Annotated in this window: 22 protein-coding genes and 1 tRNA gene; 13 read left to right on the top strand and 10 right to left on the bottom strand. The window is 67.1% G+C overall.

Going from position 1 to position 25,991, the window contains the following annotated elements:
* Positions 1-34 precede the first annotated feature (34 nt).
* Both LCM32_RS11150 and LCM32_RS11145 read left to right on the top strand, forming a co-directional pair.
* Positions 35-1,504, top strand: coding sequence for a LysM peptidoglycan-binding domain-containing protein (locus LCM32_RS11150; protein ID WP_224821146.1), 1,470 nt, complete (start codon positions 35-37; stop codon positions 1,502-1,504).
* Between the two features lie 310 nt (positions 1,505-1,814).
* The gene (locus LCM32_RS11145; protein ID WP_412070682.1) at positions 1,815-3,596 is read left to right on the top strand and encodes an ABCB family ABC transporter ATP-binding protein/permease; all 1,782 of its coding nucleotides are present in this window, start codon (positions 1,815-1,817) and stop codon (positions 3,594-3,596) included.
* 130 nt (positions 3,597-3,726) lie between these two features.
* Here the strand turns inward: LCM32_RS11145 and tpiA are convergent, their stop codons facing one another.
* From tpiA to LCM32_RS11115, 6 genes are all read right to left on the bottom strand, one after another.
* Positions 3,727-4,479: a triose-phosphate isomerase gene (gene tpiA / locus LCM32_RS11140; protein ID WP_224821144.1), complete on the bottom strand. Its 753-nt coding sequence runs from the start codon at positions 4,477-4,479 to the stop codon at positions 3,727-3,729.
* 257 nt (positions 4,480-4,736) lie between these two features.
* Positions 4,737-5,132 (bottom strand): TfoX/Sxy family protein, encoded by a 396-nt coding sequence (locus LCM32_RS11135; protein ID WP_224821143.1) that lies wholly within the window; start codon positions 5,130-5,132, stop codon positions 4,737-4,739.
* Positions 5,132-5,482, bottom strand: a complete 351-nt coding sequence (locus LCM32_RS11130) for a HesB/IscA family protein (protein ID WP_224821142.1) — start codon at positions 5,480-5,482, stop codon at positions 5,132-5,134. The genes LCM32_RS11135 and LCM32_RS11130 overlap by 1 nt, the downstream gene beginning before the upstream one ends.
* Before the next feature lie 37 nt (positions 5,483-5,519).
* Positions 5,520-6,233 (bottom strand): DUF3307 domain-containing protein, encoded by a 714-nt coding sequence (locus LCM32_RS11125; RefSeq protein ID WP_224821141.1) that lies wholly within the window; start codon positions 6,231-6,233, stop codon positions 5,520-5,522.
* Positions 6,234-6,521: 288 nt separating this feature from the next.
* Positions 6,522-7,151 (bottom strand): SatD family protein, encoded by a 630-nt coding sequence (locus tag LCM32_RS11120; RefSeq protein WP_224821140.1) that lies wholly within the window; start codon positions 7,149-7,151, stop codon positions 6,522-6,524.
* Between the two features lie 55 nt (positions 7,152-7,206).
* Entirely contained in the window at positions 7,207-7,569 is a 363-nt protein-coding gene (locus tag LCM32_RS11115) for an SUF system Fe-S cluster assembly protein (RefSeq protein WP_224821139.1), read from the bottom strand.
* A gap of 346 nt (positions 7,570-7,915) precedes the next feature.
* On the opposite strand from LCM32_RS11115, the gene tgt reads away from it, so the two are divergent.
* The 5 genes from tgt to LCM32_RS11090 all read left to right on the top strand — a co-directional run bounded on the left by tgt (position 7,916) and on the right by LCM32_RS11090 (position 14,284).
* On the top strand, positions 7,916-9,043 hold the full coding sequence (gene tgt / locus LCM32_RS11110) for a tRNA guanosine(34) transglycosylase Tgt (protein WP_224821138.1): 1,128 nt from the start codon (positions 7,916-7,918) through the stop codon (positions 9,041-9,043).
* 296 nt (positions 9,044-9,339) lie between these two features.
* Positions 9,340-10,437: an alkene reductase gene (locus LCM32_RS11105; protein WP_224821137.1), complete on the top strand. Its 1,098-nt coding sequence runs from the start codon at positions 9,340-9,342 to the stop codon at positions 10,435-10,437.
* A gap of 439 nt (positions 10,438-10,876) precedes the next feature.
* Positions 10,877-13,291, top strand: a complete 2,415-nt coding sequence (gene lon / locus LCM32_RS11100) for an endopeptidase La (protein WP_224821136.1) — start codon at positions 10,877-10,879, stop codon at positions 13,289-13,291.
* Positions 13,292-13,452: 161 nt separating this feature from the next.
* The gene (locus tag LCM32_RS11095) at positions 13,453-14,196 is read left to right on the top strand and encodes a hypothetical protein (protein ID WP_224821135.1); all 744 of its coding nucleotides are present in this window, start codon (positions 13,453-13,455) and stop codon (positions 14,194-14,196) included.
* 13 nt (positions 14,197-14,209) lie between these two features.
* Positions 14,210-14,284, top strand: a tRNA-Val gene (locus tag LCM32_RS11090).
* A gap of 251 nt (positions 14,285-14,535) precedes the next feature.
* Here the strand turns inward: LCM32_RS11090 and LCM32_RS11085 are convergent.
* Both LCM32_RS11085 and LCM32_RS11080 read right to left on the bottom strand, forming a co-directional pair.
* On the bottom strand, positions 14,536-15,774 hold the full coding sequence (locus LCM32_RS11085) for an NAD(P)/FAD-dependent oxidoreductase (protein WP_224821134.1): 1,239 nt from the start codon (positions 15,772-15,774) through the stop codon (positions 14,536-14,538).
* A 166-nt stretch (positions 15,775-15,940) separates the two neighbouring features.
* Complete coding sequence (locus tag LCM32_RS11080) at positions 15,941-16,660, bottom strand: TetR/AcrR family transcriptional regulator (RefSeq protein WP_224821133.1); 720 nt, start codon at positions 16,658-16,660, stop codon at positions 15,941-15,943.
* 206 nt (positions 16,661-16,866) lie between these two features.
* Between LCM32_RS11080 and LCM32_RS11075 the strand changes: the two genes are divergently transcribed.
* The 5 genes from LCM32_RS11075 (at position 16,867) to LCM32_RS11055 (ending at position 22,319) form a co-directional block, all read left to right on the top strand.
* Positions 16,867-18,147 carry a TRAP transporter large permease gene (locus LCM32_RS11075; protein ID WP_224821132.1) on the top strand — a complete coding sequence of 427 codons (1,281 nt, stop codon included), beginning with the start codon at positions 16,867-16,869 and terminating at the stop codon, positions 18,145-18,147.
* Between the two features lie 10 nt (positions 18,148-18,157).
* Complete coding sequence (locus LCM32_RS11070; protein WP_224821131.1) at positions 18,158-18,703, top strand: TRAP transporter small permease; 546 nt, start codon at positions 18,158-18,160, stop codon at positions 18,701-18,703.
* A gap of 47 nt (positions 18,704-18,750) precedes the next feature.
* On the top strand, positions 18,751-19,740 hold the full coding sequence (locus LCM32_RS11065) for a TRAP transporter substrate-binding protein (RefSeq protein WP_224821130.1): 990 nt from the start codon (positions 18,751-18,753) through the stop codon (positions 19,738-19,740).
* Positions 19,741-19,893: 153 nt separating this feature from the next.
* A complete protein-coding gene (locus LCM32_RS11060; protein WP_224821129.1) occupies positions 19,894-21,393 on the top strand; it encodes an amidohydrolase family protein in 1,500 nt (499 codons plus the stop codon).
* Positions 21,390-22,319 (top strand): CobW family GTP-binding protein, encoded by a 930-nt coding sequence (locus LCM32_RS11055; protein ID WP_224821128.1) that lies wholly within the window; start codon positions 21,390-21,392, stop codon positions 22,317-22,319. Before LCM32_RS11060 ends, LCM32_RS11055 begins: the two co-directional genes overlap by 4 nt.
* A gap of 42 nt (positions 22,320-22,361) precedes the next feature.
* On the opposite strand, the gene LCM32_RS11050 is transcribed toward LCM32_RS11055, so the two are convergent.
* Entirely contained in the window at positions 22,362-23,147 is a 786-nt protein-coding gene (locus LCM32_RS11050; RefSeq protein WP_224821127.1) for a thioesterase family protein, read from the bottom strand.
* A 280-nt stretch (positions 23,148-23,427) separates the two neighbouring features.
* Positions 23,428-24,000, bottom strand: coding sequence for a YcbK family protein (locus tag LCM32_RS11045; protein WP_224821126.1), 573 nt, complete (start codon positions 23,998-24,000; stop codon positions 23,428-23,430).
* Between the two features lie 347 nt (positions 24,001-24,347).
* Here LCM32_RS11045 and LCM32_RS11040 point away from each other — a divergent pair, with 347 nt between their 5' ends.
* On the top strand, positions 24,348-25,976 hold the full coding sequence (locus tag LCM32_RS11040; protein ID WP_224821125.1) for a L,D-transpeptidase family protein: 1,629 nt from the start codon (positions 24,348-24,350) through the stop codon (positions 25,974-25,976).
* The last annotated feature ends 15 nt before the right edge of the window (positions 25,977-25,991 follow it).

The following is a 25,991-nucleotide window of genomic DNA, read 5'->3' as shown; positions in this document are numbered from 1 at the left end:
GGATGACGTGTCCGTGAGGCACGAAGGGGAAGACATGGCGAATTTGACGAACACGGGCGGGTGGCCCGTCTTTGCGGGCGTGGCAGGCGTGGTGGTTGTCGGCGTGGGGCTGGCTGGCTATTCCGCGGGCTGGTTCTCGCAGGGCGATCCGGCACCGGCCGTCGCGGCTGTGCCCCAGTCGGTGCCCCAGTCGGTGCCCGAGGCGGCCCCTCAGGCGACCCCCCAATCGGCGCCCGCCTCTCCGTCCGCAGAGCCCGCCCAAGCCGCCACTCAGGCCCCCTCTGCGCCCCAGACCGATGCGCCCGCAGCCCCTGTCGCGGGAACGCCCTCGGCCCCCGCGGCCACCGCCCCTGTGGCCCAGGCCGAACCGGCCCCCGCCGCGCGCGAACCCGCCAGCCCCGCAGGCACCGCCGGGCTGCCCGTGCCGCCGCGCTTCGACGTGGTGCGGGTGGAGGCCGACGGCGCGACGCTCGTGGCCGGCAGCGCGGCCCCCGACTGGCCCGTGGCGGTCTACCTCGACGGGGCCGAGATCAGCCGCGAAACTGCCGGCGCGGATGGCAAGTTCGTGGCCTTCCTCGATCTGCCCGCCAGCGATGCGCCCCGCGTCCTGACCCTCGTCATGTACGCGCCCGATGACACGGCCGAGGTCGTCTCCACCGATCAGGTGATCCTCGCCCCCAGCCGGACGCCCGCTCAGCCCAGTATCAGCGCCGCAAGTCCGGCCCCCGCCGCGCCCAATGCCGCAGCTGAGGCCCCGCAGGTCGGTGCCGCCACCGACAGCACGATCACGGCCGGGGCCCCGGCCACGGCCCCGGGCCCGCAGGGGGAGAGCACCCCTGCGGCACCCGGGACGCCCGCCGCCCCGGTCACCGCAGAGACCTCCATCGCCGGCAGCGCGGCCCCCCAGCCCGACGTTGCCCCGGACACCCCGACCGCGAGCGCCGCCCCCGACCAGGCCACCGACACCGCGGCAGAGCCCGCCGCCCCGACCGTGCTGCTTGCCAATTCCTCCGGCGTCCGTGTGCTCCAGACCGCCGAGGCCCCGCCCGAGGTCATGGACAGCGTGGCCCTCGACACGATCAGCTACGACGCCGCGGGCGACGTCCAACTGGCCGGTCGCAGCCCCGACAGCGGCTTCGTGCGCGTCTATCTCGACAACCGCCCCGTCTCCACCTCCCGGGTGGCGCAGGACGGAAGCTGGGCCATTGCCCTGCCGGAGATCAACCAAGGCCTCTACGAACTCCGCGTCGACCAGGTGGATGCCGACGGCAATGTGCTGAGCCGGATCGAAACTCCGTTCCAGCGCGTGGCCGCCGCCGACCTGCCGCCGACCGGCGTGACCCAGGTCACGGTGCAACCCGGCTCCACCCTCTGGGCGCTCGCGCGCGAGAAATACGGCGAGGGCATCCTCTACGTCCGCGTCTTCGAGGCCAACCGCGACCGCATCCGCAATCCCGACCTGATCTATCCCGGACAGGTTTTCACCATGCCCGCGGTCCAGTGATCCCGCGCCCCTGACCCGGATCAGGACCGCCCTCCCTCCCATTTTCGTTTCCCAAGTATCCTCGGGGGGAGGGCGCAGCCCGGGGGGCAGACAGCCCCCAGCCACACCGGCCCCCCATCGCCCCGGCCTGACCGGTGCGCCCGCACCGCGCCCCACGGTCACACCGCCGCGCGAACCCCGTGCCAATATTTCGAGAGCTGTTGAAATATCCGCCCGGATCGCCTAGGTGGACCGCGCCCCCGGGCTCCCGGGCGGCGACGGCAGCGAAAGGCGACCCATGCGCAGAACCACCCCCGGAAACGTCGAGGACATGCCCGAGAACGGGCGCGAGATCCTCCGCAAGGCCTTTCCCTACCTCTGGCCCGCCGACAAACCCTGGGTGAAGCGCCGCGTGGTCATCGCGCTGACGATCCTGTTCCTCGCCAAGGTCATCGCCGTCACCACGCCCTATTTCTTCAAGGCCGCCGTGGATGCCCTCGCGGGGGAAAGCGACAGCGCCACCTGGCTTCTGGGCATCGGCGCCGTGGCGCTGACGATCTTCTACGGCCTCACCCGGCTGCTCAACGTGGGCTTCCAGCAGCTGCGCGACGCGGTCTTCGCCAAGGTCGGTCAGCGGGCGCTGCGCCAGCTGGCGATGGAGACCTTCACCCATATCCACCGGCTCTCGCTGCGCTTCCACATCCAGCGGCGCACCGGGGCGATGTCGCGGATCATGGAGCGGGGCGTGAAGGGCGTGGACTTCCTGCTGCGCTTCCTGCTCTTCAACATCGGCCCGCTGATCGTCGAACTGGCGATGGTGGCGGTGATCCTCTGGATCGCCTTCGACGTCTGGTATCTCTTCGTGGTGGTGGTCACCGTCACGCTCTACGTCGCCTTCACTTTCAAGGTGACCGAGTGGCGGGTGAAGCTGCGCCGCGAGATGAACGAGCAGGACAACGACGCCAACCAGAAGGCGATCGACAGCATGCTCAACTACGAGACGGTGAAATACTTCAACGCCGAGAAACGCGAGATCGCGCGCTACGACAGCGCCATGGCGGGCTACGAGCGCGCCGCGCTGATGACCTCCTATTCGCTCTCCTTCCTGAACTTCGGCCAGAGCCTGCTGATCACCACGGGCCTCGTCATTGTCATGATCATGGCCGCCATCGGGGTCGAGAACGGCCAGCTCACCGTGGGCGATTTCGTGATGGTGAACGCCTACATGCTCCAGATCACCACGCCGCTGAACTTCCTGGGCTCGGTCTACCGCGAGATCCGGCAGGCGCTCGTGGATATGGGGCAGATGTTCCACCTGCTCGAACAGCCCGCCGAGATCGAGGACAGGCCCGACGCCAAGCCGCTCAAGGTCTCGGGCGGCACGGTGGAGCTTGACGATGTGCACTTCGCCTACGACCCCGCGCGCCCGATCCTCAAGGGCATCTCCGTCACCGTCCCCGCGGGCCAGAAGGTCGCCATCGTCGGCCCCTCGGGCGCGGGCAAGTCGACCATCGGGCGGCTGCTCTTCCGCTTCTACGAGGTGACGGGCGGGGCGCTGAAGATCGACGGGCAGGATGTGCGCGACGTGACGCAGGACAGCCTGCATGCCGCCATCGGGATCGTTCCGCAGGACACGGTGCTCTTCAACGACACGATCCGCTACAACATCGCCTACGGCCGCGAGGACGCCACCTCCGAAGAGGTCGAGGCCGCCGCGCGCGCTGCCCAGATCCACGATTTCATCCTGACGCTGCCCGAGGGCTACGACACGATGGTGGGCGAACGGGGGCTCAAGCTCTCGGGCGGGGAAAAGCAGCGCGTGGGCATCGCCCGGACCCTGCTGAAGGATCCGCCGATCCTGCTGCTGGACGAGGCGACCTCGGCGCTCGATACCCAGACCGAGGCCGGCATCGGCGATGCGCTTGCCCATGCGGGCCGGGGCCGGACGGTGCTGGTGATCGCGCACCGCCTCTCCACGGTCGCGGATGCCGACATGATCGTCGTGCTGGAAGCGGGCCTCGTGGTGGAACGCGGCACCCATGCCGAGCTGCTGGCGCAGGGTGGCAAATACGCCGCCATGTGGAACAGCCAGCGGGCCGAAGACGCGGCCTGACACGCGCAGCTGACGCAAGACGACGCCCGCCCATGGAAAAGGCCCCGGTGACACGGATCACCGGGGCCTTCTCATTTCCGTTTCCCAAATATCCCCGCCGGAGGCCTGAAATCTCCTGCGCGACGCTGCCTCAGACGGCGGCTTCAAGCGCCTTGATGATCGGCGAGAACTGCGCCTCGGTCAGGCTGGCGCCGCCGACGAGCGCACCGTCCACGTTGGAGATGGCAAAGATCTCCTCCGCGTTGGCCGCCTTGACCGAGCCGCCGTAGAGCAGCCGGACGGAGCGTCCCACACCGGGGCCGAAACGGCGCTCCAGCCGGGAGCGGATGAAGTCATGCACCTCGCCGATCTGGTCGGGGGTGGGGGTCAGGCCGGTGCCGATCGCCCAGATCGGCTCGTAGGCCACCACGAGGTTCAGACCGGTCGAGCTGTCGGGCACCGAGAGCGAGAGCTGCGCGCCGATGATGTCGAGCGTGTCCTGCGCCTCCCGCTGGTCGAGCGACTCGCCGAGGCAGATCACCGTCATCAGCCCCGCCGCCTGCGCGGTGCGGGCCTTGATGCGGATGTCGTGGCTTTCCTCGTCATGGTCCTCGCGGCGCTCGGAATGGCCGAGGATCACCGCCGTGGCGCCCGCGTCCACCAGCATCGGGGCCGAGATGTCGCCGGTATGGGCGCCGTCGGTCTTGGCGTGGCAATCCTGCCCGCCGATCGCGATTGGGCTGTTGCCGACCAGCGAATGCGCCGGGCTCAGCAGCGTGGCGGGCGGGCAGATCAGGATATCGACGGCGGGATCGGGATGGGCATCGCGCAGGGCCTCCAGCTCCGAGAGCGCGGCCTTGGTGCCGTTCATCTTCCAGTTGCCCGCGGCGAGTTTCCTGCGCATTTCAATCCCTTCTTGCCTTTTGCCGGCCTCTGCGGGCCTGCCGTTCGGGGGCATCTTTCGGGGCTTACGCGGGCGCGGTCAAGGCTGGTAGCGCCGGAACTGGCGGCGGGGCGCCGGGGGAGTGTGCCTGCGCGCGTCTTGCGGGCGGATTGCCGCGCGTTCGGGGCATGCTGGGCCTGTCGGTGCGCGTGCCGCAAGGCGGGGCGCTGCGCGGCGGGGGTCCTCTGAACGAGGCCACGGCCCCTCCCACGGCGACTTCAGCGGCGGGCGATTTTCTTCCGCGCGGCCTTGCGGGCCTTCTCGGCGCGTTTCTCCACCGCGGCGGCAAGGGCGGGGTCCACCGCGCGGCGGGCCCAGTCCATCGCCTCGTCCGGGTCGTCGAGCGCGCTTTCGGGCAGGGCCATCCAGCTGGGGATCACGCGGGTAACCTCGCCGCGGGTGTAGCTGAAGGGGAAACTGCCCGCGGCCTCGAAGGCGGGGCGGGTGGTGTCGTCGGCCTTCATGTAGACCGTCCCGGAGGAGGAGATCATCGCGATCATCGCATCCTCGTCGAGGAAGAGCCCGGCACCGGAGAACATCCGCTTGACCCTGAGCGGGCCGAGCGGATCGAAGAGTTCGAGCACGTGGTCGAGAAATTCCTTCTCGACCGCCATCACATGTTGGAGAACTTGATCGACTCGCCGCAGCCGCAGGCTTCGGAGACGTTCGGGTTGTTGAACTTGAAGCCCGATTCCAGCAGCGAGGTCTGGTAGTCGATCTGGGTGCCGAAGAGGAACATCTGCGCCATGGGGGCGATCATCACCCGGGCGCCGTCCTGTTCCACGACCTCGTCCATGGGATTGACCTCGGTCACGTAGTCCATGGTGTATTCCATGCCTGCGCAGCCGCCCTTCTTGACGCCGATGCGCAGGCCCTGATGGCCGTCACGGCTCATCAGCTTGGAGATCTGGCTGGCCGCCGCCGGGGTCATCGTCACGGCCTGTTTGCCGGGAATGCCGAACATGGGAGGGTTCCTTTTGTACCTTCCCGTCAATGTAAGGTCACTGCGCGCCGATCTCAAGCGGCGGAAGCACGCTCAGCAGCTTGGCACTCCCGTAGGCGACAAGGATCGCCCAGAGGAAGGAGGCCAGCGTGCCGATGATCACGTATTCCGCCGTCCGCTGGTCGCGGGTGGCGGTGCCAAAGCGCAGGATCGACTTGGCCGCCACGAGGAAGCCGACGCCGAGCGGCTGGTTCAGCAGGATCAGCGCATAGATCATCCCGCGTTCCAGCTGGCCGATGAGCCGCCCGCCGTTGCGCAGCCCGTTGTTGCGCACGCGCATGGCGTGGGGGCGCATCAGCAGGCCCACGGCGAATTCCCCCGCCCGGACAGAGAGGACCGCGCCCGCCAGCACCGTCATCAGCGGCAGCAGCCAGGAGGCGCCGGCCCAGAGGCCGCTGGACCAAAGATCGGGCCAGAGCCAGGCCACTGCGACAAGGGTGACAAGATGCGCCGCCTGATCCCAGAGGTATCCGGCCAGGCCTTTCGACTTGGACGCCAGTTTCCCCGCATCAATCGCAAGGTGGAGGCCGGTGAGGATCAGCAGGGCGGGTGCGTCCCAATGCCCGGTGGCCGCCTGTGCCGCGATCAGGACGAGCAGCCCATGCAGCAGGAACGCCAGCGGACGCGCCTTGTTCTGCGCGATCCAGTTGGTCTGGAGCACGAAATCGGCGATCACATGGGCAAAGAGCAGCGCGGCGAAGGTTTCGATCATGGGGCGAAGCTGGCCTCTTGGCGGCAGGCGGGCAAGGGGATTTTCGCCCCTGCGTTGAAATCAGGGTTTGGGGACTGATTTGGAGGAATCAGGTTTCAGGGACTGATTTTCGGGCGCGCTTCCCCGCACCGGACGGGCAGTGTGAGGCTGGTGGGGCGCGGAGAGGTGCCGGATCGGTCCAGTGGGCGACAGGCCGCTGCTGGGATGGACAAGCGAGGCCGCGGGACTTTGCAGGGTCCGCCTGTGCCTCGGGGTGGTTATCAGGGTCAGGGTGCTGATTTTATCGAATCAGGTCTTGAGCCCTGTGCCGGGGCCCTGCTCGATGACCGCGAGGCTGGCCTCCAGCGCCCAGAACCGGGCGGCCTCCAGCCGTTCGCTCAGGGATTGCGGGCGGATGTTCAGCGCCTCGGCGATGCGGATCTGCGCGGGCGGTTCGGGGGGCAGGGTGTGGATCAGCGCCTCGGCCTGTTTCACGGTCCAGCCGCGCACGATGGCATCGGCCAGCGGCATCGCCCCCACGAGCGCCCGGTCGGCCGGGCCGGCGCAGGCCAGCCGCGTGTCGCGGCCCATGTCGTCGAGCGCGCGGCCCGAGGCCTCGAAGGCGGGGCCGCCGGCGGCGGAAAGATCGCGGGAGGCGGGCAGCTGCATCTCGCCGAAGCCGATGGCGACACGGCTGGTGGGCAGGTCGGAGGCCCTCAGCCAGGCCAGCAGCGTGAGCGTCACGCGCAGGGCCTTCTGCGGGGCGGGGACGATGGCCTGCCAGCCATCGCCACGGAAGCGGGTGAAGCGCAGGTCGCCGCCGGCCCAGTCGGCCATGGCGGCGCATTCCCGCGACAGGACCTCCATCGCGGAGGACGTGGCGGCTGCGCCCGCGCGGGATGACCCGACGAGATCGCCGGTCAGCACGGCCTGTCCCATGATGAAACCCTCCGGCCCGGGGATGGGCGTCGTCGCATCCCGGTTGGTGTAGACGTTACATGAAGCCCAGTTCGAGACGGGCCTCGTCGCTCATCATGTCCATGCCCCAGGGCGGATCCCAGGTGAGCGAGACGTCGACGTGTTTCACGCCGTCCAGCGGCTCGACCGCATCGACCACCCAGCCGGGCATGTCGCCAGCCACCGGGCAGCCGGGGGCGGTGAGGGTCATCACCACCTTGACCTCGTTCTCAGACGAGATGTCGATCGTGTAGATCAGGCCAAGGTCATAGATATTCACCGGGATCTCCGGGTCATAGACCGTGCGGCAGGCTTCCACCACCTGGTCAAAGAGCGGATGATCGGTGCTCGACGGCGCGATCAGCGGCGCGCCTTCCATCTGTTCGGGGCTGTCTGTCATTGCGTCCTGCCGGTTTCCTGAGCGATTATATAGGAATATCCGGGGGCGAGGTCCAGTGCCCGCACGGCCTGGGTGGCACAGGGCGCACGTCTGCGTGAGCAGCCCGGGCCATATGATGAGCCATATGATGAAGAGATGGACGCGCGCGGCAGGCGGGCAAAAATCTTGAGCAAGATTTTTGGGAAGCGTTTTACGGAAAACGCTTCTGCGCGTGCGGCGAGGGAGGCGCCCGGTCGGAGAGCGGCGGCAGGGCGCCGGACGCCCCGTTTCGCTTGGCTTTTGCGCGCGATTGCCCCATGAGGGCGCCGAACGAGGGTCGAACCAGGGCCGAACCAGGAGAGAGCGGATGCAACGTTTCGAATTCACCCTCAAGGCCACGGACGGCAAGGCCCGGCTGGGCGAGATCACCACGCCGCGCGGCACGATCCGCACGCCGGCCTTCATGCCCGTGGGCACGGCGGCGACGGTGAAGGCGATGATGCCCGAAAGCGTGGCCTCGACCGGGGCCGACATCCTGCTGGGCAACACCTATCACCTGATGCTGCGCCCGGGGGCCGAGCGGATCGACCGGCTGGGTGGTCTTCACAAGTTCATGAACTGGGACAAGCCGATCCTGACGGATTCAGGCGGCTTCCAGGTGATGAGCCTCTCCGGGCTGCGCAAGCTCAACGAGGAGGGCGTGCGCTTCAAGAGCCACATCGACGGATCGGAGCATCACCTGACGCCGGAACGCTCGATGGAGATCCAGAAGCTGCTCGGCTCGGACATCGTGATGTGTTTCGACGAATGTCCCGCGCTGCCTGCCACCGAGGAGCGCGTGGCGCAGTCCATGCGGATGTCGATGCGTTGGGCGCAGCGCTCGCGCGATGCCTTCGGGGATCGTCCGGGGCATGCGCTTTTCGGCATCCAGCAGGGTGGCGTGACGGAAGAGCTGCGCGGCGAGAGCGCCGAGGCGCTGAAGGCGATCGGATTCGACGGCTATGCCATCGGCGGGCTGGCCGTGGGCGAGGGGCAGGAGGCGATGTTCGGCGTGCTGGACTATGCCCCCGACATGCTGCCGGTGGATCGCCCACGCTACCTCATGGGCGTGGGCAAGCCCGATGACATCGTGGGCGCGGTGAAACGCGGCGTCGACATGATGGACTGCGTGCTGCCGTCGCGCTCGGGCCGCACGGGGCAGGCCTTCACCCGCCACGGGGTGGTGAACCTGAAGAACGCCCGCCATGCCGACGATCCCCGGCCGCTGGACGAGGGCTGTGCCTGCCCGGCCTGCCGGAACTACTCGCGCGCCTACTTGCACCATGTCTATCGTTCGCAGGAGATGATCAGCGGCATGCTGCTGACCTGGCACAACCTGCAGTACTTCCAGGACATCATGGCGGGGATGCGGGCGGCCATCGCCGAGGGGCAGTTCGACGCCTGGGAAGCCGCGTTCCATGCCGGGCGGGCGGAAGGGGATATTCCGCCGTTGTAAGGGTGGGCCTGTGGGGGTTGGCTTGTCTTGATGGCCTGTGAGGGCTGCTCAGAGTCATCCGTCGCGGTCCCCTGAGGGGGCGGAGGGGGGCTGTCTGCCCCCCGTCGCTGGCGCGACTCCCCCCGAGGATATTTGGGAACAGTGGATGGAAGGGGCACTGGCGTCAGGGGGGGGTGTCTGGAGTGAGGGGGTTGTTTGCGGGCGCAGAACGCCTACCTCGGCTGTCTGACGGGCCGGCGTCTTGGAGGAGGGGCGCGGCAGGTCCGACCTGACCGGACAACCCACAGGAGGCCGAAATGGCAGAACCCCTCTTCACGCCCTTCACCGCGGGGGCGATCGAGATGTCCAACCGCATCGTCATGGCACCGCTGACCCGCAACCGGGCCGACGACGAAACCGGCGAAGTGCTGGACATGCATGTCGCCTATTACCGCCAGCGGGCGGGCGCGGGCCTGATCATCACCGAGGCCACCAACATCAGCTGGGAAGCGCGCGGCTATATCCAGACGCCCGGTATCTTCACCCGCGAGCAGGCCATGTCCTGGCGCAAGGTGACCGACGCGGTGCACGAGGCGGGCGGCAAGATCGTCGTCCAGCTGTGGCACGTGGGCAGGATCAGCCATACCTCGCTGCAGCCCGGCGGCGCCAAGCCGGTGGCGCCTTCGGCCATCGGGGCGCAGTCCAAGACCTTCGTGAAGGAGGGCTTCGTCGAGACCTCGGAGCCGCGCGCCCTGGCGCTGGACGAGATCCCGCGGCTGATCGAAGAGTACCGCAATGCCACGCGCATGGCGCGGCTGGCGGGCTTCGATGGCGTGGAGGTCCATGGCGCGAACGGCTACCTGCTGGACCAGTTTCTGAAGACCGGCGCGAACCATCGCGAGGATGCCTATGGCGGGCCGATCGAGAACCGCGCACGGCTGCTGATGGAGGTGCTGGAGGCCGTCTGCGAGGAATGGCCCGGTGGCCATGTGGGGCTGCGCCTCTCGCCTTTCTCGCCGGCCAACGGCATCAGCGATGCGGATCCGCAGGCGGATTTCGAATATGTGGTGAAGGGGCTGAACCGTTTCGGGCTGGCCTATCTGCACATGGTCGAGGGCGCCACCGGCGGCCCGCGCGAGCTGGCCGAGGGCGAGAGCATCGAGGCGCTGCGCAAGCTCTTCGACGGGCCCTACATGGCCAACAATGGCTATGACCGGCAGATGGCGCTGGACGCCGTGGCCGAGGGCAAGGCCGACCTCGTGGCCTTCGGGCGGCCCTTTATCGCGAACCCCGATCTTGTGGCGCGGCTGAAGGCCGATGCGCCGCTCAACGCGGGCGACGGCGCGACCTTCTATGGCGGTGGCGAGGCCGGGTTCACCGATTATCCGACCATGGGTGAGACGCTTTCGGCCTGACAGGGCTGCCCTGACTGGGCTGCCGTGACTGGGCAGAGCGTGACAGACGGCACCGGGCGGGCCCTTCGCCCGGTGCCTGCCCCTGTGGAAGGGGCGACCGGGGCAGGCCGGCAGGGCCTGCCGCATTGTCGTCCCCTGCCGCCCCATCCCCCATTCCTTTGCGAGTCGCCTCAACGGCGCTTTGGTCCCCGCGAGAACCCCGTGAACCGCCCGCCGGATGCCGTTGCGGCATGGCTGAAGGCGGAATCGCGGGTTGCGGCAATTTTCGCGGTAACCGCGGCAATCGCGCCTTGCCGACCGGGGGCGGCACGGGCATGCTGAGGACAACCGAGGTTGAAACGGGGGCCAGGCACCCCCAATTTAACACTCCATAACAGGAGGTGGTCGGGGTCGCCGTGAACGCGGGGCCGGTGCCGCCTGCCATAGATAAGGAAAGAGCATGCAAGAGCCTCTCAACCCGTCCTACCCGGTGTTGCCGCTGCGTGATATCGTGGTCTTCCCGCACATGATCGTGCCGCTCTTCGTGGGCCGCGAGAAATCCGTGCGCGCGCTGGAAGAGGTGATGGCCGACAACCGTCAGATCCTGCTGTCCAGCCAGATCGACCCGGCCGAAGACGATCCCAGCACCGACGGTATCTACCGCACCGGCGTGCTGGCCAACGTGCTGCAACTGCTGAAACTGCCCGATGGCACCGTGAAGGTGCTGGTCGAAGGCCAGTCGCGGGTGCGCATCACCGAATATCTCGAGAACGACGACTTCTTCGAAGCGCGCATCGACCTTCTCGAAGAGGCCGATGGCGACGAGGAAACCATCGAGGCGCTGCTGCGCTCGGTCGGGGCCGAGTTCGAACGCTATGCCAAGGCCAAGAAGAACATCCCCGAAGAGGCGCTGACCGCCGTGGCCGAGACCTCGGACCCGGCGAAGCTGGCGGATCTCGTGGCCGGGCACCTCGGCATTGAAGTGGCCCAGAAGCAGGAACTTCTGGAAACCCTCACCGTGTCCGAGCGTCTGGAGAAGGTCTATGGCCTGATGCAGGGCGAAATGTCCGTCCTTCAGGTCGAGAAGAAGATCAAGACCCGCGTGAAGTCCCAGATGGAGCGGACGCAGCGCGAGTACTACCTGAACGAACAGATGAAGGCGATCCAGCGCGAGCTGGGCGACGGCGAGGAAGGCCAGAACGAGGTCGCCGAGCTGGAAGCCAAGATCGCCGCCACCAAGCTGTCGAAAGAGGCCCGCGAAAAGGCCGATGCCGAGATCAAGAAGCTCAAGAACATGAGCCCGATGTCGGCCGAGGCCACGGTCGTGCGCAACTACCTCGACTGGATGCTGTCCATTCCGTGGGGCGTGAAGAGCCGCACCAAGAAGAACCTCGGCCATGCCGAGAAGGTGCTGGATGCCGATCACTACGGCCTCGAGAAGGTCAAGGAACGGATCGTTGAATATCTGGCGGTGCAGCAGCGCAGCCAGAAGCTGAAGGGGCCGATCATGTGCCTCGTCGGCCCTCCGGGCGTGGGTAAAACCTCGCTGGGTAAATCCGTCGCCAAGGCCACGGGGCGCGAGTTCATCCGCATCTCGCTGGGTGGCGTGCGCGACGAGTCCGAGATCCGCGGTCACCGCCGGACCTACATCGGCTCGATGCCCGGCAAGATCATCCAGGCGCTGAAGAAGGCCAAGACGACTAACCCGCTCATCCTGCTCGACGAGATCGACAAGATGGGGCAGGACTTCCGGGGCGATCCGGCGTCGGCCATGCTCGAGGTGCTCGATCCGGAACAGAACTCGACCTTCGTGGACCACTATCTCGAGGTGGAATACGACCTGTCGAACGTCATGTTCCTGACCACGGCCAACAGCTACAACATGCCGGGGCCGCTTCTCGACCGGATGGAGATCATCTCTCTCGCCGGCTACACCGAGGATGAGAAACGCGAAATCGCCAAGCAGCACCTGATCTCGCAGGAGATCAAGAACCACGGTCTGCGCAAGGGCGAGTTCGAGATCACCGACGGTGCCCTGACCGAGATGATCCAGCGCTACACCCGCGAGGCGGGCGTGCGGAACCTCAAGCGCGAGATCGCCAAGCTGGCGCGGAAAGCCGTGACCCAGATCATCAAGGGCGAGACCAAGAAGGTGGTCGTGACCGAGGACAACCTCGACGACTTCCTCGGCGTGAAGAAGTACCGCTATGGCCTGGCCGAGAAGGAAGACCAGATTGGTGTCGTGACCGGGCTTGCCTGGACCTCTGTCGGCGGTGACCTGCTGTCGATCGAGGCGCTGCGCCTGCCGGGCAAGGGCCGGATGAAGACGACGGGTAAACTGGGCGACGTGATGAAGGAGTCGATTGATGCGGCCTCTTCCTACGTCCGCTCCATCGCGCCCGAAATCGGGGTGAAACCGCCGCGGTTCGACAAGTGGGATATCCACGTGCACGTGCCCGACGGCGCCACGCCCAAGGACGGCCCCTCGGCCGGTCTGGCGATGGTGACCTCGATCGTTTCGGTCCTGACGCAGATCCCCGTCCGCAAGGACATCGCCATGACCGGCGAGGTCTCGCTGCGGGGCAATGCGATGCCTATCGGTGGCCTGAAGGAGAAACTGCTGGCCGCGCTTCGGGGCGGGATCACCACGGTCTTCATCCCGCAGGAGAACGAGAAGGATCTGGCCGACATCCCCGACAACGTGAAGGAGGGGCTGACCATCATCCCCGTCACCCACGTGAAGGAGGTGCTGCAGCAGGCGCTGATCCGTCAGCCGGAGCCCATCGAATGGGACGAACTGGCCGAGGAGGAGGCTGCGGCCGCCGCCGCTGCCAAGGACGCCTCCGGTGGGACCTCGGGCGCCACGGCGCACTGATCGGGCCCGACGGCACAGGAGGGGCTGTTCCGGCCCCTGAGAGAACACATGGCGCGCGTCCCCTAGGGGCGCGCGCTTTCTCTTGTGGGGGATGAATGGATTCGATCAATAAATCGTGGTACAGAGGGGCATAATAAAATCGAGCATGTAACGAGGCACCCATGGGTAAGGAACTGAGAGAGGCGGATTTCGCCATCGAAGCACCGCAGGACGTCGAAGCACCGCAGGACACCGTGACGGAAACATCCCTGAAGCCCTGGCAACAGCGTCAGGCCGCACGTGAGGCCGCTGCCGCGGAAGGCCGTGCGCCCCGCGCCAAGAAGGCCCCTGAGGCCCCTGAGGGCCCTCAGGACGGCCAGCCCGCGGCAGAGGCCGATCCGGCGCTGCCCAAGGTCGCCGACGTGACCCCGCGCAAGTCCCGCGCCAAGGCCAAGAGCGCCGAGACCGCGGAGGCCGCCCCGGCCGTCAAGCGCCAGCCGCGCGCCCGCAAGGGCGAAGAGGCCGCCATCGCGGAGGTGCTGGAGCAGGCCGCTGCCGAGGCTGTCGCGCTGGAGACGGGCGAGGTGGATGCGGTTGCAGGCGCGCGCGAGGCCGGCAAGAAGGCCGCCGCAAAGCACAAGGGCAACCCGCTCAAGGTGCGCCAGTTGATCACCTCGGTGGCGAGCGATCTGAAGCTGCGTCCGAACGAGGTTCGCCCCGTGGTCGAGTCGGTTCTGCGGGTTCTGGCCGCCGAAGTTGCGGACGGTCGCTCGGCCGATCTGCACCCCCTTGGCAAGCTGATCGTGGAATCCGTCAAGCCCGGACGCCACAACACGGTGATCAAGACGAAGATTCGTCAGAAGGTCGGAAAAGAAATCTCCGGAAAGTCGAAAGAGCCGCTTGCAGACCCCGAAAAGGATCGCTAAAGAACCCGCCAACGGGTGATTAGCTCAGTGGTAGAGCGCTTCGTTCACATCGAAGATGTCAGGAGTTCGAATCTCTTATCACCCACCATTAATTCCCTGAAAGGCCTCGGTTTTCCGAGGCCTTTCTTGCATTTGGGGGGGCGGGGTTCCGGGCGCTTTCCGGCCCCTCGGGACCGGCGCAGATCGGGCTATGGAGGGTCTTGTCCCTCCAGCCGCCTGCCGCGCGCGATCGGCGCAAGCGAAGGCCGGGACCGGGACCGCCGCACCCCCGGCGGGACACGGGGAAAGCGCAGAAAGCCCCGGCCGGGTGCCGGGGAGATCCGTCTGAGCGAGGGGCGCTTACTTGCCGGTGTAGCGTAGCGGCGAGAGCGATTGCACCAGCGGGCCGCTGTCGCCCGCCATGGCATCGGCCATCAGCCGCGCCGTCGTCGGCCCGAGGGTGAAGCCCTGATGCCCGTGGCCGAAATGCGCCCAGAGACCGGGGTGGCGGGGCATCTCGCCCATGACGGGCAGCATGTCGGGCATACAGGGCCGGTTGCCGAACCAGGGCTCGGCCTCGACTGCCGGGCCGATGTCGAGCAGCTCGCGCGCAGCGGCCTCGGCCTTGATCAGCTGGCTCCGGTTCGCGGGCGCCGACATCGGGGCAAGCTCCGCCCCGGTGGCGACGCGCAGCCCGTCCTTCATGGGCGAGAAGACCGTGGAGGCGCCGGTGTGCATGAGCGGCAGGTTCAGCCGGTGGGTGCCCGAGAAGTGCAGGTGGTAGCCCCGCTTGCGCACCATGGGGATGCGGTAGCCGAAGCGTTTCATCAGCTGCGGCGCCCAGGGGCCGAGCGCCACGACGACCTTTTCGGCGCTGACCGGGCCGCCGTCGCTCATCACCTGCCAGCCGCCGCCGACCTGTTTCAGCGACATGGCGTCGCCGGTCAGCAGCTGCCCCCCGCGCGAGACGAGAAGCTGCGCATAGGCGCCCACGAGGTCCCCCGGGCTGGCGCAGGACCAAGCGTCGTGCCAATGCACCGCCCCGGCAAAGGGCTTCTTCAGCGCGGGCTCCGCGGTGGCAAGGGTGGCGCTGTCCATCAGCTCGGCGTTCACGCCGTAGACGCGGGTCAGCCGCGCGATCTCGGCTTCCATCGCCCCGAAGGCGGCGGCATCCGTGTAGGCCTGACGGAAGCCTTGCTTGGTGATCAGGTTGCCTGCGCCCGAGGCCTCGATCAGCACATCGTGGTCCGCCGTGGCGGCCTTCACCAGCTGCGCATAGGTCGCGGCGATCTTGCGGTGACGGGCGGGCAGGGAATTGGCGAGGTAGCCCAGCAGGCCGCCCACCTGTCCCAGCACCCCTGTGGCCGTCAGCCGCACGGCATTGTCGGCGCCCATGGCCAGCGACAGCAGCTTGGCGGGCGAGACGGGCAGGGCGTAGGGTTCCACCGCTTCGCCCTGGATGATGCCGGCGTTGCCGTAGCTCGTCTCGCGGCCCGGGGCCTTGCGGTCGATCAGCGCGACCTCGTGACCCTGCGCCTGCAAGGCGAGCGCGGAAGCGGTACCGACCATGCCGGCGCCCAGAACGATCACGCGTGCCATGGGATGCTCCTGTTCAATGGAATAAGGCCCCGACGTGCGATGCGCGGGGTGATCAGATCCATGGCACGGGGCCCGGACATGCGTCAATTGAACAGTGTACTATTGTTGCGGGCGGCGGCGTTCCGCGCTGTTTTGTCGCCCAAAAGGCAGGCGGGTCCGGGGCGCGTCAGCGGGCGCGGCGGGCCTCCAGCCCAAGGATCAGCGTATCGAGCAGCAGTTCGAACCCGCCGTCGAGCGGCGAGTCGGACCCGTTCCGCCAGCGGGTCACGAAGGCACGGTTGCGCATTTCGGGGTAGGAGGCGGTGAGCAGCGGATACTCCTGCGGGTCAAGCTGGTTCATCCGCTCGTCGAAGCTGTCGGCCCAGTCCTCGGAGCCTTCGGGTGCGGGGCCAAGCTCCATGGTGATGAAACCTTCCAGCCCGCCGACGAGCGCGTTGAAGGCGTCGATCCGCTCCTGTCCCTCGAAGCCTGCCTGTTGCAGCGCCTGCAGGATGATCTCGACCCAAGGCGCATTCGGGGCGCCGTTGGATTTCATCTGAGCCCCCAGAAGGGGGGCGGCGTTCGGATGTTCATGCAGCCGGGCGCGGAAGCGGCGGAAGAGCGCGCGGAGCGTCTCGCGCCAGTCGGGGCTGACCTCCTGCGGCGGCATCAGGTTGGCCGTCAGCCCGCCCGAGATCTCACCGAAGAGATCGGCCTTGGAGCCGCCCACGTGCCAGTAGATCGCCGCGGGGTAGACCTTCAGCCGCCGCGACAACTCGCGGATCGAGAAGGCGCCAAGCCCGGCCTCGTCGATCAACAGAATCGCCTCTGCGATGATCTGCTCCTTCGACAGGCCGATGGCGGCCGCCCGACCGAGCGCTGGTTTTTTGGTGCTTTTGTCGCTCATAAATTCATCGCCCTCCCTAAACCCTCCGGCGCCTTGGTGGCGGTTGTCGACAATTGTACAATGCTCAATTGACGTGGGGGGAATATTTGATCAGCGTACAATAAAACCACTCACCGGCAAATAATTCGTGTTCAAACGATCTTTTACCGGGCCCCGATCCGGGCGAAAGCGGCGGAAGAGGGCACAGAACAGGGACGTTCCGGCCGATGCAAGCCATTCCGATCATTATCTTTTCTCTAGTTCTGCTGATCGGGGGGGCAGTTCTGGCGCATATCATTGGCGCGGCCTCCATCCTGACCTTCCTCGCGCTCGACCGGGCGCGGTTCCTTGCGGCGGCGCCGCAGCGGATCCTCGCGAATATTGATCTCTTCTCGCTGATGTCGATGCCGCTCTTCATCCTCGCCGGGGAGATCATGAACCGCGCGGGCGTCACGCAGGCGCTGCTCGATCTGGCCTCGGCGATGATGGCGCGGCTGCGGGGCGGGCTGGGGCATGTGAACATCCTCACATCAGTCTTCTTTGCTGGGATTTCCGGCTCTGCCGTGGCGGATGCGGCCTCGGTCTCCAACACGCTGGTCCCGGCGATGAAGAAGAACGGCTACCCGATGGATTACGCCTGTGCGATCACGGCGGCCTCCTCGGTCATCGGGCCGATCATCCCGCCCTCGATCACGCTGATCTTCTACGGCGCGCTGATGCAGACCTCGGTCACGGCGCTCTTCATCGCGGGCATCGTGCCGGGCATCCTGATGGCGCTCGTGCTCTTCGGGCTGAATGCCTATATGGCCAAGAAATACGATCACCCCCGCGGCGAGAAGGTGGCCTTCTCGGTCTTCCTCAAGCGGCTGTGGCGGGCCATGCCCGCGCTGCTGATCCCGATCGTGATCATGGGCGGTATCGTCTTCGGCATCATGACACCCACCGAGGCCGCGGCCGTGGCCGTGCTCTGCGCGATTGTCGCGGGCATGATCTATGGCCAGATGACCCTCAAGGGGCTCTACGACTCGCTACACCGCACGGCGATGATGACCGGCTCGATCTTCGTGCTGCTCGCGGCCGTGGCGATCTTCGGCTACCTCGCCGGGATCGAGCAGATCCCGCGCTACCTCTCCGGCGTGATCGAAAACCTCGGACTAGACGGCTGGCGCTACCTGCTGCTGCTGAACGTGATCTTCCTGATCGTGGGCACCTTCCTCGACGTGCCGGTGGCACTCGCGCTCTTCGTGCCGCTGCTGGCGCCGCCCGCGCTTGCCATGGGGGTCGATCCGATCCACCTCGGCATCGTGATCCTCGTGAACCTGATGATCGGTCTCGTGACGCCGCCGCTGGGGGCCGCGCTGCTGGTGGTCTCGACGGTGACCAAGGTGCGCTACTGGTCCATCGCCCGGGCCGTGCTGCCCTTCCTCGTGGTGCAGATCATCCTCTTGATGGTGCTGACCTTCGTCCCCGAAATCACGCTCGCCGTGCCGCGCGCGCTTGGATACTGAGGAGAGCCCGATGAAACTCATCGCGAAAATCGCAGAGGCGCTCTACACGCTGTCCCGCTGGGTGAATACGGGGGCGGGGGTTGTCTCGGTCGTCTGCTTCGGGGCCATGCTGCTGGTCGTGCTGTTGCAGGTGGTGGCGCGCTACATCTTTGCCTCGCCGCCGTTCTGGACCGAGGAACTGGCCCGCTGGCTGATGATCTGGGGCGGGCTGCTGGGGGCGACGGTCGCCTTCCACACCCACGCCGATCCCTCGCTGGTGACGCCCGCGCCCGAAAGCTTCCCCAAGATGGCGATCCGCGCCGTGACCCGCGCCGTGGCGGCGTGGCTCTTCTTCCTGCCGGTCCTGAACTATTCCTATCCCTTCGTGATCCGCCAGATGACGCGGCTGTCCGAAGGGCTGGGGATCTCCACCGCCTGGATGACCATGGCGCTGCCTGTGACCTGCATCATCATCTGCCTGCACGGCCTTTCCGGCCTCGGGCTGATCTTCTCGGCCCGCGTCCGCGAGCAGGAGGCCGCCCTCCAGCACGAGGCGATCGGGACCGAAGCCGCCTAAGACCTGACCCAATAAAAGCATAGATATTCCAACGGAGTTATGACCCCATGTTCAACCGCTTCCTGATGGCCGCAACCAGCGTTCTGGCGCTCTCCTCCGCCCCGCTGATGGCCGCCAGCGTGAACCTCGCCGAAGACTCGATCCCCGATATCGAGAACTCGGGCACCGCGCTCTGGTCGCATACCTTCATCGAGACGCTGAAGGCCGCCGGCTGGGACACCGAAGTGTTCCCCTACAACACCATCGGCGGCGAGGATGAGCGCCTCGACCAGGTCCGCACCGGCATCCTCGACGTCTCCATGTCGGATTACCGCGTGTCGGTGGAATTCGCCCCCGAGATGCGCGTGCCCCAGCTGCCCTACCTCTTCTCGGGCGAGGCGCATTACTCCAAGTTCATGCATGAGTCCGACTTCCTCGCGGGCGTGAACGAGACGCTGCTGCCGGAAGGCTTCCAGGTGCTGTCCTCCGTGGGCCTCGGCCCGTTCTCGGGCCTCTACAACAACAAGGCCGAGATCAAGACCGCCGCGGACATGCCGCAACTGCGGATGCGCGCCCTCGACACCATGCAGATGGACCTCTTCTCCAAGCTGGGCGCCTCGGGCGTCGTGGTGCCCTGGACCGAAGTGCCGAACGCGATCCAGACCGGCGTGGCCGATGGCTACATCAACCCGGTCGGCGTGGCGCTGACCTTCGGCCATATCGACCTCTTCGACTATTTCACCGACTTCAAGGTGATCCCCGCCGTGCGCGTCGCCATCGCCTCGACCATGTGGCTCGACGGGCTGAGCGACGAGGAAAAGGCGCAGGTGGATGAGGCCGTTGCCGCCGCAGATGCCGCTGTCGACGCCTGGATCCCCACCGTGGACGAACGCCAGAAGGGCGAGATCGCGGATGCGGGCATCAAGGTCTACCAGCCGACCGCCGAGGACCTGAAGACCTTCGCCGATGCCGCCGCCCCGATGGCCGACAACGTGGACGGCGTGGAGCCGGCCCGCGTGCAGGCCATCATCGCGGACATCAAATCCTACGCCGAGTGATCGGCTGAACGCAGCCGGTTCCGTCCCCCCTTCACGGGACCGGCCTCTCCCCTGTGGTGCGCGTGTCTCCCGTTGTGCGCCACAGGGTTATTCGCCCGGGCCGCAGGCGCGCGGTTCGGGCGCCTTTTTTAAAGATTTCAGGAGCTTCCAGAGATGAGCGCGCAGGCATCCTTCGACATCGTCATCCGCAATGGCCGGGTGATGGACCCCGAAACCGGCCGGGATGAAATCGCCGACGTAGGGATCAAGGGCGACAAGATCGCCGCCATCGGCCAGAGCCTCGCCGCCGGGGCCCGCGAGATGGATGCCGAGGGCAAGATCGTCTGCCCGGGCTTCGTGGATATCCACGCCCACGGCCAGTCGATCCCGGCGGACCGGATGCAGGCCTTCGACGGGGTCACCACCTCGCTGGAGCTGGAGATCGGTGCGCTGCCTGTGGGCGAGTGGTACAAGGGGCAGGCCAAGACCGGCCGCGTGCTGAACTACGGCTGCGCCTCTGCCTGGATCATCGCCCGCATGGCCGCGATGACGGAGTTCCCGCTGGATGCGGGCATCAAGCCGCTGGAAGCCATGGGCTATGGCGCCAAGGACACCCGCTGGTCGACCGAGGCCGCCACCAACGAACAGGCGCAGGAGATCGTGCGTCTGGTCAAGGAGGGGCTCGACGAGGGCGCCATCGGCGTGGGCATTCCCAACGGCTATGCCAAGGGCACCGGCCTGAAGGAGCTGACGTGGATCTGTGACGCCGCCAAGGCCGTGGAAGCGCCGACCTTCACCCACGTGGCCTTTGCCTCCAACATCGACCCGCAGTCGGGCGTCGAGGCCTATGTGCGCATCATCGGTCTGGCTGGCGCCACCGGCTGCGACATGCACATCTGCCACCTGAACTCCACCAGCCTGCAGGACGTGGAACACGCGATCACCGTGCTGCGCAAGGCGCAGGAGCAGGGGCTGCCCGTCACGGTCGAGGCCTATCCCTATGGCACCGGTTCCACCGTGGCCTCGGCCGGCTTCCTGCGCGCGCCGGACTTCCGCGAGAAATCGGGCGGCGACTACAAGGACATCGAACTTGTCCGCAACCGTCGCCGGATGGAAAGCCGCGAGGACGTCCTCGCCGTGGGCGACGAGAACCCGAGCGAGTTGATCCTGTGGCACTTCCTCGACGTGGCGAACAACCCGCGTCACCAGGAGCTGCTGGACATGTCCGTGGTCTATCCCGGCGGCGCCATCGGCTCGGACGCGATGCCGTGGATCAAGCCGGACGGGTCGCTCTACGAGGGCACCGAATGGCCGCTGCCGTCGGATGTCTCGGCGCACCCGCGTTCCTCGGCCTGCTTCGTCAAGTTCATGCGCGACTACGTCCGCGACCGGAAGCTGGTGCCGCTGATGGAGGGTATCGCGAAATGCACCACGATCCCCTCGGCGGTGATCGAGAAATGCACGCCCCAGATGCGCACCAAGGCCCGCCTGCAGGAGGGCATGGACGCCGATATCCTCGTCTTCGATCTTGACGCGCTCGACGACAAGGCCGACTTCTCGAACATGACCCAGGTGTCCGAAGGCGTGATCCATCTCATCGTGAACGGCGTGCCCGTGATCGAAAAGGCGACGCTGGCCGAAGAGGCCATGCCCGGCCGGGCGATCCGCCGATGAGCCTGCCGGTTCTTGTCGTCACCGGGGCCCTCGGCGCCGGCAAGACCACCCTCATCAACCGCCTGCTGGCGGGGGATCACGGGCGTCGCATCGCGGCCATCGTGAACGACTTCGGCTCGATCAACATCGACGCCGACCTGATTGCCGGGTCCACCGAAGAGGTGGTGGGCCTGCGCAATGGCTGCATCTGCTGTACGCTTCAGGGGGATCTTCTGCGCACGCTGAAGATCCTCTTCGATCAGGACCCGCGCCCCGAGATGATCGTGATCGAGGCCTCGGGCGTGGCCGATCCGGCGGGCATCGTCGAGGCGCTCTACGATCCCGTCATCTTCTCGCACGCGGCGTTGGAGGCGGTGGTCTGCGTGCTGGACGCCGAGGCGCTCGCCGAGGATCCCAAGATCGCGGAGGATGACCTCTGGCAGGCGCAGCTGGCGGGGGCCGACATGGTCGTGCTTTCCAAGGCGGCGGGGCTGGCGGAGGATCAGCTGGCCCGTATCCACACCCGTCTTGGCGCGGCTGGCCACCGTCAGGTGATCGACCCGGATCGCGACACCTCCGACCTTGAAATGCTGCTGCTGGAGCCGGAGACGATCCGCTCCGCCGCCGGGCCGCGCCTTGCGGGGCAACGTCCGCGCGTCGTGGACGCCGGGCGGTTTGCCACGGTGGAATGGGTCGTGGACCGGGCCATTTCCCTGCCGCGGTTTCAGGCTGCCATGCAGCAGATCGCGCCGGGGCTGCTGCGCGCCAAGGGCTTCCTGCGCACGCAGGAGCATCCGGGCCAGCAGCTCATCTTCCAGCTGGTCGGCCGCCGTGCGGCCGTCTCGCAGGGCGATCCTGCCGGGCCTGCGGGCTGTCGGCTTGTCCTGATCGGCCGGTCGGGCGAGTTCGATGCCGAAGGCGCGCGCGAGGTGCTGGACCTCTGCTGAGGTCCGCACCCGCTGCGTTCAGGGGCTGTCGCGCAGCCAGCCTCAGCCGAAGATCGCCACCATCTGCCGCGCCCCGGCGATCCGGTAGCCCTCGGGCGACCAGAGGTCCATGTTCTGCACCGAATAGCCATCGCCCGCCGCCTGCGAGGTGGAGTGCAGCAGCACCCATTCCACGCGGTCGGGGATGCGCGCCACGTCCAGCTGCCACGAGATCGTCGCCACCGGCGCGGGCGCCGTCATGGCGGTCAGCGCGGCGGGGGGCGGGCAGTCGGCGATGCAGGTCATGGCGATGACCGGCGCGAGGTCGGCGCGCTCATTGAGGCGCACCCAGAGGTGGAATTCCGGCTCGGTCGCGCCGGAAAGCGGCAGGGCGCCCGCCGCGCGGCGCACCTCGAAGTTGTGGAAGAAGGCCGGGCCCTGTTCGCGCGGGGCGACGAGGCGGCTGTCCTCGGGGCCGGGCAGGTGGCCGGGCAGGGGGAAGCGATCGTGGCGCACCTCGCTGTCCCGCGGCGCCCCGAAGACGAAGGTGCCCCGGGCGCAGGCCTTGCCCGCGCTTTCGCAGGACAGGCCCACGAAACCGGTCGAGCGGCCCCGGCGCAGGATCTCGGCCTCGAACCGGGCCTCGGAGGTGGGCGGGGCCATGAACATCATCTGGGCCGAGCGCAGCGGCGGCAGGTCCGGATCGGCCCGCAGGGCGGTCTCCACCCCGAGCGCTGCCACGAGCCCGCCGAAGGCCGTCCGGCCCTGCATCCATGTCTCGGGGATATGCGCCTGTTGCGCGGGGCCATCGGGCGTCATGCCGGCGATGATCTGGGCCAGTGATGTCATTGGGTCCTCCTGTCTCCTCCGCTCCTATTAACCATGGGTAAGCGGGGGGCGGAAGGCCTGCGCCGCGGGTGACGCAGCGCTCTTTCGCGGAGCGGAAATTGGCGGGAGGCGGGGCGTCTGCTGCCACAACCGAAAGGGCAAGGCAGCGCCCCTACGGACAGAAAAACACCGGCGCGTCAGGGACGGCCGGTGGACAGGTCTTCTCAGGTAATCGACCGCAGAAATCCTGGGCGGGGACGGAACCCGCCGGGCATCGCCGCGTTGAAGTCTTGACCGGGGCTCAGGAGCCCCAGTGACGCACGGGACCGCAATCCATATGCACGAAGTTCGACCGGGAGTACTTGCCGACGCCGCCGCCATGGCAGGCCGCCGCGGCCTTGTACATCTGGTTGACCGAGCGCGACTTGAGCCGCAGGTCGGCCGCCTGGCCCTTCATGTGAAGAGAGTTCTTGGCCACACCGCTGGAGCGGGAGCGCAGCATCGCGTTGGTCTCGGGCGAGCGGTAGCCGGAGAGCAGCATGTAGGGCTCGCCGGGATCAAGCAGGCGATGCGCGGCGGCCATGACATCCATGGTGCGGCCGTCGATCGTCATGTGCTTGTCGTTGCGCCAGTCGCGCATGAAGTGGGTCACTTCCTTCATCGCCTCGGGGATATACTCCCCCTCGATCCAGTAGATCATGTTGAGGCGCTCGCCGGTGCGCGGACTGTACATGTGCAGGCGGCGAACGTCGCCTGCGCCACGCAGAAAGCCGGCTGCTTGTGAATAGGTGGGGGCTGCTACAACAGCCGTCGCTGCGAACGCACCGAGTAGGGCGCGCCGCGAAAAGCTCTTCGAGCCGTTCGTGGTCGTCATTGGTCGTCTGTCCCGTCTCTTACCTGTTGCCGCGATGTTACGCGGGCTCTGCCAAATATTCCCCAAGTGCGATTGTTATTGCACGCACGGCTGTGCGGCCCAAGACGAAATTCCTTGGCATCCCACCGATCGGCGGAATTCGGCGGATTTCTGCTGGGTTTCCCCTGTTTTTCGCCCGGAATGGAACCAATTCCGGGGCGGTTCTTAAGGCCCCGTTAAGCTTCGCGGGCTCCGTAGTGGAATTACATCAAGTTGCGGAGAAATTTACCTTTCCGCTCGGCGCCGCTGGACACGCCCCGTTCCCCTGCGCAGGCTTGTCGCAACCACATTCGAATGAGGTTTCCTAAATGTCCTTTTTGCCCGCCTCTCTCCGGGTCCGTCGCCTTCAGACCGCCGTTCTTGCCCTCGCCGTGGCGCTTCCCCTCGCCATGACCGCGCCGTCGGCCGCCGAGGCCGATGTCTCGCTGGCCTTCCGTCAGGCCGTTGCCGAGACCGCCTCCCGCGACCGCGAGATGGCCGCCTTCTACCGCGAGACCGGGTTCGCGCCGATCTGGACCGGCACCGACGCGGCCGCGCAGGCGCGCCGGCAGGCATTGGTGCAGGCGATTGCCGGGGCCGGGGATCACGGGCTGCCGGTGGGCGATTATGACCTCGACGGGCTGCTGGACAAGGCGCGCGCCGTGCGCAGCGAACGGGACCTCGGGCTGGTGGAAGTGGGCTTCTCCAAGCTCTTCCTGCGCTACGCCCGGGACGTGCAGACCGGCATGGTCACGCCCTCGAAGATCGACCCGCTGATCGTGCGCGAAATTCCCTATCGCGACCACGCGGAGCTGCTGGCGGGCGTGGCGGGGGACGATCCCTCGGCCTTCATGCGCTCCCTTCCGCCGCGGACCCATGAATACCTGCGCCTGATGCGCGCCAAGCTGGACATGGAGAAATCCGTGGCCGCGGGCGGCTGGGGCCCCGTCGTGACCGTGGGCAAGCTGGAACCCGGCGCACAGGGGCGCAACGTCGTCCTGCTGCGCAACCGGCTGATCGCCATGGGCTACATGGAGCGTTCGCTGAGCGACCGCTACGACAGCACGATGACCGACGCGATCCGCGCCTTCCAGGCCGATCACGGCCTCGCCGAGGACGGCGTCGCCGGGCCCGGCACCATCGGCGAGATCAACGTCTCCATGGCCGACCGCCTGCGGTCTGTCATGGTGGCGATGGAGCGCGAGCGCTGGATGAACAAGGAACGCGGCGATCGCCACATCCTCGTCAACCTGACCGATTTCCACGCCAAGATCATCGACCACGGGATCACGACCTTCGAGACCCGCTCGGTCATCGGCAAGAACATCCCCGACCGCCGCACGCCGGAGTTCTCGGACGAGATGGAATATCTCGTCATCAACCCGACGTGGAACGTGCCGCGCTCCATCGCGGTGAAGGAATATCTGCCGATGTTCCAGAAGAACCCGAACGCGGCCTCGCACCTGAACCTGATCAACGCACGCGGGCAGGTGGTGAACCGGGCGGCGGTGAACTTCTCGGCGCTGAACGCCCGTAACTTCCCCTTCGACATCAAGCAGCCGCCGTCCTCGCGCAATGCGCTTGGGCTGGTGAAGTTCATGTTCCCGAACAAGTACAACATCTATCTGCATGATACGCCGTCGAAATCTCTCTTCGACCGCGAGGTGCGGGACTTCAGCCACGGCTGTATCCGCCTGCAGCAGCCCTTCGATTTCGCCTATGCGCTGCTTGCGGTGCAGGAGGACGATCCCGAGGCCTTCTTCCAGTCCAAGCTGCGGACCGGCCGCGAGACCCGCGTGAACCTCGAAACCCCTGTGCCCGTGCACCTGATCTACCGCACCGCCGTCACCGAGGCGACCGGCAAGGTCACCTACCGCCGGGACATCTATGGCCGGGATGCGCGCATCTGGGAGGCCATGCAGGCGGCAGGGGTGGCGCTGCGCGGCGTTCAGGGGTAAGCCTGCCCCTGCACG

The sequence above is a fragment of the Pseudooceanicola nanhaiensis genome, from assembly GCF_020171315.1.
Classification (GTDB): domain Bacteria; phylum Pseudomonadota; class Alphaproteobacteria; order Rhodobacterales; family Rhodobacteraceae; genus Pseudooceanicola; species Pseudooceanicola nanhaiensis_A.
Note: the sequence above shows the minus strand (reverse complement) of the source record. Positions and strands in the feature narration are given on the sequence as shown.